The sequence below is a fragment of the Mucilaginibacter paludis DSM 18603 genome, assembly GCF_000166195.2.
In the GTDB taxonomy this organism is placed as follows: Bacteria; Bacteroidota; Bacteroidia; order Sphingobacteriales; family Sphingobacteriaceae; genus Mucilaginibacter; species Mucilaginibacter paludis.
In genome coordinates this window covers 2,384,388-2,398,582 of record NZ_CM001403.1, presented here as the reverse complement: position 1 = coordinate 2,398,582, position 14,195 = coordinate 2,384,388, and the positions used below count along the sequence as shown (strand labels likewise).

The 14,195-nt window shown below is 47.7% G+C and carries 12 protein-coding genes; 10 read left to right on the top strand and 2 right to left on the bottom strand.

Features of this window, described 5'->3' with window-relative positions:
* Positions 1–33: 33 nt before the first annotated feature.
* The 4 genes from MUCPA_RS35920 (at position 34) to MUCPA_RS09895 (ending at position 5,885) form a co-directional block, all read left to right on the top strand.
* Positions 34–1,239, top strand: coding sequence for a S41 family peptidase (locus MUCPA_RS35920; protein WP_008506126.1), 1,206 nt, complete (start codon positions 34–36; stop codon positions 1,237–1,239).
* A 54-nt stretch (positions 1,240–1,293) separates the two neighbouring features.
* Positions 1,294–1,893, top strand: a complete 600-nt coding sequence (locus tag MUCPA_RS09905) for an RNA polymerase sigma factor (RefSeq protein ID WP_008506125.1) — start codon at positions 1,294–1,296, stop codon at positions 1,891–1,893.
* A gap of 67 nt (positions 1,894–1,960) precedes the next feature.
* Positions 1,961–2,917: a FecR family protein gene (locus tag MUCPA_RS35915; RefSeq protein WP_008506123.1), complete on the top strand. Its 957-nt coding sequence runs from the start codon at positions 1,961–1,963 to the stop codon at positions 2,915–2,917.
* Between the two features lie 220 nt (positions 2,918–3,137).
* Positions 3,138–5,885 (top strand): TonB-dependent receptor, encoded by a 2,748-nt coding sequence (locus MUCPA_RS09895; RefSeq protein ID WP_157543861.1) that lies wholly within the window; start codon positions 3,138–3,140, stop codon positions 5,883–5,885.
* A gap of 196 nt (positions 5,886–6,081) precedes the next feature.
* Here MUCPA_RS09895 and MUCPA_RS09890 read toward each other — a convergent pair whose 3' ends face one another.
* Positions 6,082–6,984, bottom strand: coding sequence for an IS3 family transposase (locus MUCPA_RS09890; protein ID WP_008503962.1), 903 nt, complete (start codon positions 6,982–6,984; stop codon positions 6,082–6,084).
* Positions 6,981–7,304 carry a hypothetical protein gene (locus tag MUCPA_RS09885; RefSeq protein ID WP_008503961.1) on the bottom strand — a complete coding sequence of 108 codons (324 nt, stop codon included), beginning with the start codon at positions 7,302–7,304 and terminating at the stop codon, positions 6,981–6,983. Before MUCPA_RS09885 ends, MUCPA_RS09890 begins: the two co-directional genes overlap by 4 nt.
* Before the next feature lie 363 nt (positions 7,305–7,667).
* Here MUCPA_RS09885 and MUCPA_RS39395 point away from each other — a divergent pair, with 363 nt between their 5' ends.
* The 6 genes from MUCPA_RS39395 (at position 7,668) to MUCPA_RS09855 (ending at position 14,191) form a co-directional block, all read left to right on the top strand.
* Positions 7,668–7,832, top strand: a complete 165-nt coding sequence (locus MUCPA_RS39395) for a hypothetical protein (protein WP_157543860.1) — start codon at positions 7,668–7,670, stop codon at positions 7,830–7,832.
* Positions 7,833–7,843: 11 nt separating this feature from the next.
* Positions 7,844–8,605 carry a hypothetical protein gene (locus MUCPA_RS09875; protein WP_008506118.1) on the top strand — a complete coding sequence of 254 codons (762 nt, stop codon included), beginning with the start codon at positions 7,844–7,846 and terminating at the stop codon, positions 8,603–8,605.
* 75 nt (positions 8,606–8,680) lie between these two features.
* On the top strand, positions 8,681–8,977 hold the full coding sequence (locus tag MUCPA_RS09870; protein WP_157543859.1) for a hypothetical protein: 297 nt from the start codon (positions 8,681–8,683) through the stop codon (positions 8,975–8,977).
* A gap of 205 nt (positions 8,978–9,182) precedes the next feature.
* Entirely contained in the window at positions 9,183–9,776 is a 594-nt protein-coding gene (locus MUCPA_RS09865) for an RNA polymerase sigma factor (protein WP_008506115.1), read from the top strand.
* Between the two features lie 86 nt (positions 9,777–9,862).
* Entirely contained in the window at positions 9,863–10,831 is a 969-nt protein-coding gene (locus MUCPA_RS09860; protein ID WP_008506113.1) for a FecR family protein, read from the top strand.
* Between the two features lie 210 nt (positions 10,832–11,041).
* On the top strand, positions 11,042–14,191 hold the full coding sequence (locus MUCPA_RS09855) for a TonB-dependent receptor (protein ID WP_233276851.1): 3,150 nt from the start codon (positions 11,042–11,044) through the stop codon (positions 14,189–14,191).
* The last annotated feature ends 4 nt before the right edge of the window (positions 14,192–14,195 follow it).

The window sequence follows — 14,195 nt, the reverse complement described above, 5'->3', positions numbered from 1 at the left end:
ATTTAATCCCTTTTTAGTGTCTTGTAATCCTATATGATGAAAAAAACAATCATCCTTTGCTTTATCCTGCTCCACAGTAGCTTAGTTTTTTGCCAGCAATTATCGAAAGCTGATTACCTGGCGGACCTGCAATATTTAAAAGATACGCTGCCTAAAAGGCACGTCAACCTCTTTGCAAAGATCAGTAAAGCCGATTTTGATCAAACCATCGCTGCGATGGCATCCCGGCTGACCGACCCGGATATGGAATCTTTTACCGTTGAGCTTTTTAAACTTCCCGTTGCCATTGGTGATGAGCATACCCATATCGAACCCGTATTTACCAAAGCGGCCCCCATACGTTTTGACAAGTTCGCCGAGGGGATCTTTGTGACCGCTACGAATTCGGTCGATGCGGATATATTACTGTACAGGCTGGACGGTATAGACGGGCACCCGATTGGTGAAGTCATCAGCCGTTTCAAAGCGATCATCCAAAGCGGGAACTCATCATTTTTTGACTCGCGGTTCCTGCACCTGATCAATAATCCCGTCCTATTGAAAGGCTTACAGTTAACGGGCAGCACTGATGAAACTGCATTTGATTTAACTGCGCCAAACGGTAAAACGATCAGGCGCGTAATCAAGTCCGTTGCCGGTGCAGACGCCGGTAACCTCGTGCTGGTAACGGTCAAAAATAATATGCTTTCCAAAATAAAAAAGGGGAACTACTGGAAAAGCTATGATGCCCGGACAGGTACACTTTATTTTAACTTTAACAATTGCCAGGAAGACGATGCGCATCCATTCGCGGCTTTTAATGATGCGCTCTTTGCTTTGATCGGTCAAAAAAAGCCCAAGCGACTGGTGATTGACCTACGGGATAACAGCGGTGGTAATTCGGGCGTCCTGACGCCGTTTATTGATAGTATAAAAAGCAGTTATTTGAACACGAAAGGAAAGCTGTTCGTCCTGATCGGTAAGCAGACTTTTTCTTCGGCCTTGATGAACGCGATTGATTTTAAGCGTAACACCAATGCGACTTTATTAGGGGAAGCGACAAGCGGTACGGTTAACCATTACGGGGAAGTAAGAGGCTTCAGGTTGCCGCATACGAAAATTGTGATCGGTTATTCTACCCATTACTGGGAAAACTGGAAGGGGCATGACGGGCCGCTGATGCCGGATGTGGCCATTAGTTATTCCGTGAAGAATTATGCAAAAGGGATTGACGAGGCCTTGGTATATTCGGATAAATAGCCTAAGGTCTTATTATTAACAACAAGTTAACCTGCCCGGCCTATCTTTGAAAAGGTGAAAGAGCTACCCGATAAAACCCTGTTCACATTGGTTCAGGACCATGATGAACGCGCGTTCGCTGTCCTGCTGGAAAGGTACAGCCGCAGGATGTATGACCTGGTCTACAAGCGTACCCGCGACGATGACGATACCAAAGATATTTTGCAGGACATTTTTATATCGTTCTGGAACAACCGGGATAAGATCAGGATCGAAGACTCTATTTATCCTTACCTTCACCGCTCGGCCAAGTACGCCGTCATTGACCTGGCTATCAGAAACCAACGCGTCAGCGCTTATCAAAACTTGTTAGCCAAACAGGACGAACCATTTATTCATCCCGCTGAAAATTCGTTGATCGCTGATGAATTGAAGCTACAATATGAACGGGAAGTCGCCCGGATGCCCGGTACCATGCAGCAGATCTTCCGGCTCAGCCGTGACCAGCACCTCTCCGCCCGGGAGATCGCGGCGCAATTGCAACTCTCCGAACAAACCGTCAGGAACAACATTACCCTGGCCCTGAAAAAGTTGCGGCTGAGCATCGGTTCCGACCAACTGATCGTTTTACTGCCGCTCAGCCTGTACATTTCTTCCGCCCTGACCGTGAATTAATTCCCTAACAAAAGTTTAATATTTTCTTAACGGTATATCAGGGCATCTCGACAGATTATACTGTTGAATGGCAAAGACACCGGAAATAACACCCGAAATAGCACTCCTGCAACGTTACCGTGCGGGGACCTGTACCCCTGAAGAAACCAGGCAGGTCGATGAATGGTTCGACGCGCAGGAAAACGAAGGCGTACCACCGCTTTTGCGCAGGCGATCCGTACAGGAAGTAAATAGCGCCGTCCTGCGGGCGATCCGCTCGCCGCAGCGAAAACGACAAAGCGGTTTTTTCTTTTTAAAGATTGCAGCTGTACTGCTGTTGGCCTTCATGGCGGGTCTTTTTGGTTACAGGCAACTATACCCTGCAAAAGAATTACCCGTTAGTTATACCACGGTCAGCACCAAACCCGGCGAACGCAAGACCATCATCCTGCCCGACAGTACCCGTATCAGCTTGAATAACGCATCGGCCATTCGATTTGCCGAAAACTTCGACGGAAAGACGAGGACTGTCAGCCTAACGGGTGAAGCTTTTTTTGAAGTACATCATGATGCTAACCGGCCGTTCATCGTCAGTACCGATCAACTGCATATTCAGGTATTAGGCACCTCCTTTGATGTCAAAGCATTCCCCGGTGAAGCACAAACTAAAGTGACCGTAGCCTCCGGAAAAGTAGGTGTTTACGGCACTAAACTCCAAACAGCGACGAAAATGCTGCTGCCCGGCCAGCAGCTTATCTATACAAATACTACAGCAACTTTTAGAACAAGCCAGGTTAACCCAGATGACCAGCATGCCTGGCAAAACGGCATTTTGGTATTCAAAGGCGAAAACCTGAAGGAGATCGCCCGGCAACTGGAACGCTGGTACAACGTAAAGATCAGTATACCGGATGCCAACCTGCAAAAGGAACAATTCAATATCAAACAGAACAACGAAAGCCTAGACCATGTCCTGGCCTCTTTAAGCCTCTCTGGCGATGGTTTCCATTACCGGATCAAAGGCAGGGAGGTACAGATTTGGTAAGCCTTTAATCAACAGAATACCTCACTTAAATAACAACAGATGAAATTATAGCCAACTATCCGACCCAGCAAATAACCCGATCAGTTAATAAAAAAGCGAAAGTGTTCCACCACTTCCGCTCATCAAGTATTCATGATCTATTGAGTTTCTAACGCAACAATAACCATTAAATACAATGCACAATTCTACAAAAAGAACTGTAATTAAACTACTGTTTTCTATGATGAGATTAACCTTTATGGTCCTCACGATCCTGCTATCCTTGACATGCACATTACTGGCCTTTAGCGGTAAAGCCCAGGATATGGACAAAACCAATATTTCCGTTAATCTAAAAAAGGCCCGGCTCGGCGAAGTATTCGACGAACTGGAAAAACAATCGGGCTTTTCCTTTACCTATCCCACAAGAATGGCCAATATCAGCCCGGTCAGCATTCAGGTTAAAGATCAATCTTTAAAAGAAATATTACAAATACTGGCTAATGCCAATAAGCTGAAGTTCACCCGGATCAACCAGATGATCTCAGTTAGCGAGGTACCGGCCCCGGCAACGCCGGGAAAGATCAGTGGAAAGGTGCTCGACGAAAAAGGCGAACCTTTACCTGGCGCGACGATCAAGGTAACTGAGACGGGTACGGCAATCCAAAGCAACGTGGATGGCACCTATCAGTTCAGCCTGCCCCCCGGCAGCTATACCATTGAAGTGAGCTATATTTCCTACCAGGCCAAACGCGTCACCGGCGTGCTGGTCACGGAAGGTAAATTGACCCAGCTGGATATCGCCATGCAGCCTGCCAAGAACTCATTGAACGAGGTAGTGGTTACTTCGGGCTATAAAAAAGCCTCGGTAGAAGGATTATATGCCCGCCAGAAAAACAATGCAGCCTTCACAGATGGGATCAGCGCCGAGCAGATCGGCCGTACTCCCGATAAAAATATTGGTGAAAGCTTAAAAAGAATTAGCGGGGTGAGCACCATCGATAACAAATACGTGGTGGTACGCGGCCTGGGCGAACGCTATAATGGGGCTATGCTCAACGGGCAGCTTATGCCGAGCACCGAACTCAACCGCAAGCAGTTCTCCTTTGACATCATCCCCTCCAATCTTGTGGATAACGTAGTGGTCAGCAAAACGATCACCCCGGATATGAGCGCCGAATTCGGCGGCGGGCTTGTCGCAGTCAATACCAAGGCCATTCCCACCGAAAATTTTCTTTCGGTAACCGTAGGGGAAAGCGTGAACGACCATACAACCGGTAAAAGGTTTCGCTCTCTTAAACTGGAAGGCCAGGAATACTGGGGGGGCCTTTCCGACCACCGCAAACTGTTTGGCAACTTCGATTGGAAAAATACCGGTGAGATCCTGGCACTCGGAAAGTTTGCGACAAGAAATAATGTCAACTACCTCAAAAACACTTCGGAATTCAATAATAACTGGGGATTGTCGGAATTTAACCCACCGCCATCACCCAATTTTCAACTGGCGTATGGGCACCTCTTTCCCAAAGCCGGTGAAGATGGCAAGATCGGTATCATCGCTTCGGCCAGTTACCGCAATACCTTGCAAACCCAGGACATCCAAATGAGCCGGGATGGTTTTGCCAACGACAGCACCGGAACGTTTGCGGGAAAACGCTACGGTTTTACTACCAATATCGGCGCGCTTGCCGGTGTCGGCTATACCAATAGCCATACCAAGATCAGCTTGCAGAGCATGTACCTGCGCACGCTGGATCAGCAACTGATTCTGGGGCAGGGCGCGCATGGCGACAACGGCTACCAGGCGGCCTTATACGACATCGCCACCCAGACCACGCTTTTTCAGCATTCGCTGAAAGGCGAATACAGTCCGAACAAGGAAGGGATCAAACTCAACTGGAACGTAGCTTATACAAACCTTGACCGCCAGAAACCCGATAACCATATCGCCCGTGTCGGGATAGCCCAGGATAATCCATCGCTTGACCAGATCAATACCAGCGGCCCTGTTGACGGTGGTTTTGAAACCGATGGCGGCGCAGGACGCTGGTGGAACCGTACCGGTGAAAAGAACCTGGGCTGGAATGCCGACCTGGCGGTTCCCTTTAAACTTAACTTTATACCTCAGCTGAGCAATACCCTGAAAAGCGGTTATGCAGGCTGGTATAAAGACCGTTTTTTATTCGTGTTCAATACCACAACGCTTTCTGATGTCAGCGACAACCCGCCATTGTCCCAGGCCTTTGACAACGAGCATGTGACCGGTATTACTTACAGCCGCTTTGGTGATGACTTTCACCGTAAGGCGGCACTGCACGCCGGTTACGCTATGCTGGATCAAAAAATTGGAAAACTAAGGTTAGTATGGGGGCTGCGGGCCGAGTATTATAACCTGAACAAGGTGAACGGTGTGCTGGATTCACTTTTCGTACTGATCAACCAGGGACAAGGTAACAAATACAAATATGACTATTCGGATTTGACGAACCGGGAAAAGAACATGCAGTTTTTCCCCTCTGCCAACCTTACTTACAGACTTACACCGAAAATGAACCTGCGCCTGGCCTATTCCAAAAGTATCATCCGGCCAGATCTGCGTGAGCTGTCTTTTTTCAAGGAGTATGATTTTGAGCTTGGTGGTACCTATGAAGCGAATGATCCGATCCATTCCACTACGATCCATAATTATGATTTCCGGTACGAATGGTACCCGGAACCCGGCGATATCATCTCTTTTTCCTTGTTCTACAAAGACCTGGATTATCCGATGGAGATCTACAACCTGGGTGGCAACCGGCAATATACCCTGCGTAATAACAAGTCGGCTAAAAACAAAGGTATTGAACTGGAACTTCGTAAATCCTTCGCATTCACCGGGCTGCCTGTCATTAAGCACATTACGCTTTACAGCAATTTCACCGCGCTGGATGCCAGCGTTGTGCCGATGACGGTTTGTCACGTCCTGAAAAAGGTTTACACATTTTACTGATTAATCCTGTTTCAAGTTTACACTTTATTTTAGTCCTGTAATGGGTTTACAGTTTTATAAAGATAAAGAATAACTGTTGTTGTTTGCTTGTAGTGTTGGAATGTGGGAAACTCCTTCAGTTTTCCATATTCCAACACGTTTTTCTTTTTTTGCTTCTTTTTTTCTTTTTGTTATCTCCTTTCTTTTTGTTTAAAAGCTATGCCATCACTTTTGCTGTCGGATGGTTAAGCAGATTTCTCCACCGGCGCTTGATCGGGCCGGTTTGCGTGTGCGCCTTTTCCGGTGTCATCATATCCACGCTGCTGTGCGGCCTCATCCGGTTGTAAATATCGATGGCTATTTTTGCCGAACACTGCGCTTGATTACTATTCGAATAAGCATCTTCAAGCAGCTCCTGTTTAAGTATCCCGTTCACTCTTTCTGCAATAGCGTTGTCTTTGGGGTTGCCGCTTTGGGTCATGCTGATATTGATAGTATTAGATTTTAATAAGGTTACATAGCCGTCGCTACAGTATTGTGAGCCACGATCGGAATGATGTATTAATGGCTTATCGCTTGCCCTCCCTTTTAACGCCATTTCCAAGGCTGTCAGCGGCCCCTCTGCCGACAAATCAATATGCATACAGAAGCCAACAATCTTACGGCTATAAGCATCCGTTATCAGGCTCAGGTAAGCGAACTTCTTCTTTCTCAGACGTATGTAGGTAATATCACTTACCCATAACTCATCTGCGCGGCTTAACCTGATGTCCTTTATAAGGTCGGGATATTTCTTCATCCAGTGATTGGAATCTGTTGTTTGGGGCTGACTGCGCCTTCTCTTTACAATCAGTAAATCATTTTCCCGCAACAAGTCAAAAAGCAGATCCCTGCATATATACATGTCATGACCTTCCATAAATGGTTCCATCATCACATGCAGTTTCCGGCATCCAAGCCGAGGCTGAAAAGTACGGTGATAGAGTACTTGCTGGATAAGCAGGTCCTCCTCAAGCGATTTTTTGCCTGACAATTTCTGGTGCTGATAGTACGCCTGCGGTGAATGACCAAGCAGTCTGCAAAACCCACGAAGACCGCGTGGGCAACTTTGCATTTTCATTTGGACTGCCTGGTGCCATGTTTTTTTCGCAGGTCGATGCCGAGCTCCTTACTGGATATATCGAGCATAAAATCCTGCAACTCGATCTTTAGCCGCGCCTCGCGTAATTCCTTTTTCAGTAGATTTATGTCATCAGGTATCGGTAATTCTTCCTTCACCACCCGGACTATTTCTCTGGCTTTTTTTGGCTTATTATGTTTTGACATCACAATACGATGTACTTGATCACGGCTTATTCCGTACTTCGCTGCTAATATACGGTAACCTAATCCTCCTTCATTATGATCATAAAGGATTGCTGACACATTTTTATATTCCATTTTTGGTTTATTTAATGTGTAAACCTATTTCAGGACTAGACAGTTAATTACGGTGCCCTCAATAAAGACAATCCATTAAAAATAACCCCGATAGAGGTATTTGGAAAAACGGAACACAGACCGCAGGCAGGAGCCAGTAACTATACGTATAACGGTGGCTTTCAATATGATGACAGCTGGCTGTCCCTCAATATCAGCTATAATTATGTATCCAACCGCACTTATCGCCTTACAGACATCTACCCGCAGTCCCTGTTCGAAAGGCCGATCAACTCCCTGGACGGGCAGCTGGCTTTCAGGATACTGAAGAAAAAGGCAGAGATTAAATTCAATGTCTCCAACCTGCTGAATTCCTCGGGTATCGTGTATACCAACTACTATGACGGCAAGCAGGTTCCAGGCGGCAGTTTTGATAATTACCCGGCCCCAACCACCCAACAGTTGCTGTACGACCCAAAAAGCGACCGGCTGGACTACAAAGCCTCACCGGGTCGTACGTATTCCCTGGCATTTACCTATAATTTCTAAAACATTATCCCATGAAAAAATATACGAAACTTTCCTTCCTGTTAGCCTTCGCCATTCTGCTGAACGCCTGTAAGAAAGGTGAACCATTGCCCGAAAAATCTTTTGCCAATATCACGGTGATCAGCAAGGTCCTGCTGGATGTACCCACATTAACGGTTTACGTAGATAGTGTACTGATGGATACGGTAGGTGGCGGCAGTGCCGGTACCACACTGATCGAGCGCAAAAAAACGACCATGAAGCTGACGATCAAAAACCTGCAAACCGGTAAAACGTTGTTGGATTCTACATTTACGGTCAAACCTAAGAACAGCTTTACCGTATTGGTCGACAATTCACTCGGTATCGCCACATTTTATACACCATCCACCAAGCCCATTCCAGCCGACAGCGGTAGTGTGCAACTATTCTGTAATTCAGTAGTAGGCGGAATGACAGGAAAAGGTCTGACCTTCAAACTTTTCACCACTTACGATAATGCGAACACATTTAATCCGACAACTTACGAAGTCAAAAACCTGGAGAACGGAAAACTGGCGGCTCCGTTGATGCTCCCCTTAACCAAAGACGCGGTGGGCGTTATGCCAACCTACTATATCCAGACAGTTGATCCGGATACCGGCACTATCCTTTCGGATCTTTTTCCCGGTTTCAGTGGCTACGGGCAGGTAACTGTTGAACCCGGCAAAAACAATGTCGTTAAAGTCGACATTATCAGCGATCCGCTATATGGCAATTTCTATAACAGCCCCTTTCTGTATTTTCCTTTATAGGCCAGGCTATCTCGATCGATCCATCCTTTCTTGAACAGGCGGTCCCGCAAGGACCGCCTGTTATTCAACCAGCAGATGAACAATACCCAAACAGCTATTACCATCCTCTCGGTACTTGATCTGAGCATCCTGGTACTCGCCCATAGCGTCGACCGTCAACTTTACCGGAAACGTACCTTGCAAAAATCCGGAGCCGGTCATTTCTTTTGCAACCCGGATTACGACGAGCGGGTCAATCGGTTTTTACTGAGCAGAGGCGGCCTTGTAGCTTACTGGACTTCTTTTCATCATAATCCTTTTATACTATTTGAGCGATGCCCAAATTTAACGAAGAAAATCAGCAACGATACACCCAAAACTCATGCTTATTGATTACCGGGATATTCGTCGCATTGGCTGGTTCCCTATGTTGGCTGCTCATTTTAAGGATGATTAATTTCCTTTCCGGCTGAACCAGACGTTGCAAGGAAAGATAAGCAGGAAGGCCTGGAACTACTTATTCAGCTAATAGCGTTGTTCAGTTGCTTTATAGCTTTACTTAATACCTGCTTAATTTACTTTAGCTATTTTAGCGGCGGTGGATCATTTATCAGATACGGAATTGTTGTTGCTGATGCAGCAAGACAGCGAACAGGCCTTCGCTGTTGTCGCTCGCCGTTACCAGGAACAGCTATACCGGCAGATCTATAAAAGAGTAGGTGATGAAGAAGATACCAAGGATATGCTCCAGAACATCTACATTTCCCTGTGGACCCGGCGTTATAGCCTTGTGATCGAAAGTTCCTTTGCACCTTACCTGACACGGGCCGCCCATTACGCCATTGTGAACGAGTACCTTTTTCGTAAGAAAAGAGCCGGGTTTGAAAGCGCTATGGCTATACTGGATGAGCTGGTCCACCCGCCGGTCGAGGACACGCTGGTCGCTGCCGACCTGCGGCAGGAATTTGAACATGAATTGCTGAAGATGCCCAAGGCCGTCCAGGAAGTATTCCGCTTAAGCAGGCAAGAAGGTCTTTCCGTCCGGGAGATCGCGATACAGCTTGGCTTGAACGAACAGACTGTTAGGAATTATTTATCTACCGCCCTACAATCGTTGCGGGCCTACCTCAAAAAAGATAATATTGCCTTTGTACTGGCCCTGGCATCCGCCTGTTGGTTCGGCGATCTGTAGACTTACCATCTCTTTACATGAACTTAACGAACTGTTGTTGATTATTTAATAGTATAAAAGGCCGCTTTGCTTGATTATACTGTTGAATGGAAACACAGGACAATCAGCTGAAAGCACTGGCCGAAAAGTACGAGGACGGGCTTTGCACACCGGAAGAGTTGAAACAGATCAGGGACTGGTACGACAGTTTTGAAGCGGATGGCTATCCGCTGCCAGCAGATCAGGAGATCAAGCGAGCCGCAGGAGAAGCGACGACACGCGCTGTTAACTGGGTCGCTGCACATCAAAAGCAGGCCCGGATCAGGAAGCTATGGCTGCCCGTCTTAAAGATAGCCGCCGTATTATTGCTGGTTGCCTCGGCAGGTTCGCTGATCTTCAAAGCAGCCCATCGTACGGAACAGCCCATTGCATGGCAAAAGGTCAGCACCGAACTGGGTGTTAAAAAACAGGTTACCCTGTCGGACGGTTCGGTGATCTCCCTCAATAGCGGATCAACCATCGCTTACCCGGAAACGTTCAGTAACACTACGCGTGAACTGAAACTCAGCGGCGAGGCCTTTTTTACTGTTGTACACGACCCCAAGCATCCTTTTATTGTGCATACCCGCCAGCTCCGGGTACAGGTGCTGGGAACCTCTTATAACATTCAAGCCTATCCTGACGAAGTAAATACAGAAGTCGCGGTCGCAACCGGTAAAGTCGGTGTATGGAACAGCAGCGAGAAAATTAAAAAAGTGTATATGCTGACGCCTGGCGAGCGGCTGGCTTATAACAATACCCATAAAAGCTATGTAAAAAGCAATTTGCGGCTTGCCGATATCGGCAGCTGGCAGCAAAATGTGCTTGACTTCCGGATGGAGACACTGGAGAACATCAGTAAAAGCCTCAGCAGGGAGTATGGTGTGACCTTTATCTTTAAAGACAGGTCATTACTGAGCAAACGCTTCCAGCTCAAAGTAAAAAAAGAAAGCCTGGCCAATATCCTGAAGCTGTTAAGTATTTCGGGGGGAAGTTTCCCTTATAGCATCAGCGGCAAAAAAGTGACTATCGGATAAATGCTATTAATTATTCACTATAAAGCAGGAGGTAAGATTTAAGAAGTGTAACCCCAAATAAAAGAAAAACAATGCGGTCATGAAAAAAGCGAAAGTGTACCACCACTTCCGCTCATTAAGCTTTATGACCACCAGATTGCAACCCAATAATCATTTTAAAAAGCTATGTACAATTCTACAAAAAGTAGTGTAATTAAACGACTATATTTTATGACGCGCCTAACTATGATGGTGACCGTTATTTCCTTCACCCTGAGCGGTGTGCTCTTCGCCTCCGAGGTCAGGTCCCAGCACCTGGACCAGACTATTGTTTCTGTTAACACGCAGAAAAGCAGCCTTCATGTCCTGCTATCCGATCTGTCAGCCCAATCGGGGTTTAACTTTGTTTACGCCGAAGAGGTCGGTAAAATCAACCCTGTTTCTTTGAACGTCAGCAAGATCAGCCTCGACAAAGTACTGGAGCTTTTAGCCAAACAGTATAGGTTGCGTTTTGCGCAGATCAACGGGGCTATTGCGGTCAGTAAGCTTCCGCCCCCGGCAGCGCCGGGAAAGATCAGCGGAAAGGTGCTCGACGAAAAAGGCGAAACGCTTCCAGGCGCGACAATTAAACTCGTAGAAACCGGGCAGGCCGTGCAAAGCAATGCAGACGGTTCTTATGTGCTGAGCGTTACACCCGGCACTTATACCGTCGAAGTGAACTTTATCGGTTACCAGCCGCAGCGCATTACCGGCATCACCGTGAACGAAGGAAAAGTAACCCCTCTCGACCTGGCCATGAAACCAGGCAATACTGCTTTAAAAGAAGTGATGGTAACGGCAAACTATCGCAAAGCATCCCTGGAAGGGCTTTATGCCAAACAAAAGAACAATGCCGGTATTACCGATGGAGTAACCGCCGAACAACTGGCGCGTACCCCGGATAAGAACCTCGGCGAATCACTGAAACGTATCAGCGGCCTGGCCACCATTGATAATAAATACGTGGTGGTGCGCGGTCTGAGCGAGCGTTACAATAACGCCGAACTTAACGGGCAATCAGTACCGAGTACCGAACTGAACCGCAAAGCCTTCAGCTTTGATATCATCCCATCTAATATGGTGGATGCCGTAATGGTAACCAAGACCCTGACCCCGGATAAAAGCGCCGAGTTCGGCGGCGGCCTGGTGCAGGTGCAGACCAAAGATATTCCTGATGAGAATTTCACTACCGTAACGATAGGCAGCAGCATCAACAGCAACACCACCGGAAAAGATTTCCTGACCCTGCCGATGGAAACCCGGAATTATTTTGCCCTACCCGCCAGTAGCCGTAACCTTTTCGGTAAACTGGACTGGAAGAGTTCTAACGATGTTTTGGCCAATACCACGCTGAACGCGACCTCGGGCAATTATGACGTCAAAGATCCCAAGGCATTGGCCAACAACTGGGGTTTATCAAAATTGAACCCGGCACCCGCACCAAACCTTCAGTTTTCTTTGGGACGTGTGTATTCGCTCAAAGATAACCAGCGCATCGGTTTGATCGCTTCGGCCAGCTACCGCAACACGTTCCAGACACAGGATATTGAAAGTACCCGCTTCGGTTTTGAAGAAACCCAGAATCCCTTATTGGGCAAACGTTATGGTTTTACAGCGAACCTTTCCGGCCTCGCAGGGCTGAGCTACAGTACAGAGCGGCTGAAACTTGGGCTTCAAACGATCTATCTGCGCACGCTTGACCAGCAATTGCTGATCGGTACAGGCAACAAGGACGGGTTCAGGCAACTGGCCTATTTTGACCAGACCACAGCTTCCAACCTGTCACAAAACCAGTTGAAAGGTGAATATGCCATCGGTAACAGGGGTATCAAACTGAACTGGCTGGGCAGCTATATCCGGCTGGACCGCCTGAAGCCCGATAACCATATCATGACAGCCAATTATGTGAAAGACGCCGCTTACGGCCCTGATGAATTTTACATCAGCCAGCCGCAGAGCGACCTGAGCCGCGGTGCCCTGCGTTCCTGGAGCCGCGCTTTGGAAAACAACCTGTCCTGGAATACCGACGTACAAATCCCATTTCAATTCAATATGGGTAAGCTGCCCTTGGCGAACAGCCTGAAGGCAGGGTATGCCGGCTGGCAAAAAGACCGCCTGTTCTACGTACTCAATTCGGGCAGCTCTGCCAACACCTCCTATTTTCCGCCCCTGGCCGAAGCTTTTGATCCCAATAATCCAGGGACATCCATCGAATTCAGCCGGTTTGGCGATGATTTCCATAAAAAGGCCAGCCTGCACGCCGCTTACCTCATGCTGGACAATAAGATCGCCGGTAAGCTGCGCTTCGTATGGGGATTGCGTGCCGAATACTATAACCTGAACGGCCTGAACCAGAACCTGGATCAGATCAAAGCCAGTGTTAAGCAATACGATTTCAGCGCGTTGGATAAACTGGAACCCAACTGGAACTTTTTCCCTTCGGCCAACCTCACTTACAGCCTGACGCCGAAAATGAACCTGCGCTTGGCCTATGCCAAAAGCATCATCCGCCCGGATTTGCGCGAACTGACCTTCTTCCAGGAATATGATTACGAGTTAGGCGGAGTGTATAATTCCCAGACACCGATCCGGTCCACCAAGATCAGCCACTATGATTTCCGGTATGAATGGTTTCCTTCACCCGGCGAGCTGATCTCGTTTTCGCTGTTCCGCAAACAGTTCGACTACCCGATGGAGATCTACAAAGACCAGAATAACCGCTTGTTTACCCTCAAGAACAACAAAGCGGCAACCAATAAGGGCATAGAAGCGGAATTCCGCAAATCGTTCGCGTTTACCGGCATACCCGTATTAAAACAACTGACCTTATACGGCAATTTCACCGCGCTGACCAGTACCGTAACGCCTATGACCCTGGCCATCGGTGCTACCGATCCCGCTCAACCCGGCAAGGTGGTAGTGGAAGAGAAGGCCGGTGCACCGGAAAAGCGTGTGCAAACCGGGGCCAGCAACCTAATGTACAACGCCGGCCTTTATTATGATACCAAACCGGTAAGGCTCAGCATGAGCTATAATTATGTATCCAACCGCCTGATCCGCCCAACCGTTGACTATTCGCAATCTCTGTTTGAACGGCCGGAAAAAGCGCTGGACGCGCAGGTAGCCTTTTACCTGCTCCAAAAGAAACTGGAGATCAAGGGCACGGTCAGCAACCTGCTGAACAGCTACTCGGTGGTTTACCAGAATGTGTATGACCAGGGTAGCCTGACGACCAAAGAACCGACCAGCCAACAATTACGTTATCAACCCGGTGTGGACCAGATCAATTACAAGTCCGCCTCCGGCCGCACCTATAGTTTAAATCTTACCTATAATTTCTAAGGAC

Excerpts from the sequence above, each read along its gene's own strand:
- MUCPA_RS09855 (WP_233276851.1), top strand. The coding sequence starts at position 11,042 with ATGACGCGCCTAACTATGATGGTGACCGTTATTTCCTTCACCCTGAGC.
- MUCPA_RS09895 (WP_157543861.1), top strand. The coding sequence starts at position 3,138 with ATGATGAGATTAACCTTTATGGTCCTCACGATCCTGCTATCCTTGACA.
- MUCPA_RS09860 (WP_008506113.1), top strand. The coding sequence starts at position 9,863 with ATGGAAACACAGGACAATCAGCTGAAAGCACTGGCCGAAAAGTACGAG.
- MUCPA_RS35915 (WP_008506123.1), top strand. The coding sequence starts at position 1,961 with ATGGCAAAGACACCGGAAATAACACCCGAAATAGCACTCCTGCAACGT.
- MUCPA_RS09890 (WP_008503962.1), bottom strand. The coding sequence starts at position 6,984 with ATGAAAATGCAAAGTTGCCCACGCGGTCTTCGTGGGTTTTGCAGACTG.
- MUCPA_RS09875 (WP_008506118.1), top strand. The coding sequence starts at position 7,844 with ATGAAAAAATATACGAAACTTTCCTTCCTGTTAGCCTTCGCCATTCTG.
- MUCPA_RS35920 (WP_008506126.1), top strand. The coding sequence starts at position 34 with ATGATGAAAAAAACAATCATCCTTTGCTTTATCCTGCTCCACAGTAGC.
- MUCPA_RS09870 (WP_157543859.1), top strand. The coding sequence starts at position 8,681 with ATGAACAATACCCAAACAGCTATTACCATCCTCTCGGTACTTGATCTG.
- MUCPA_RS09885 (WP_008503961.1), bottom strand. The coding sequence starts at position 7,304 with ATGGAATATAAAAATGTGTCAGCAATCCTTTATGATCATAATGAAGGA.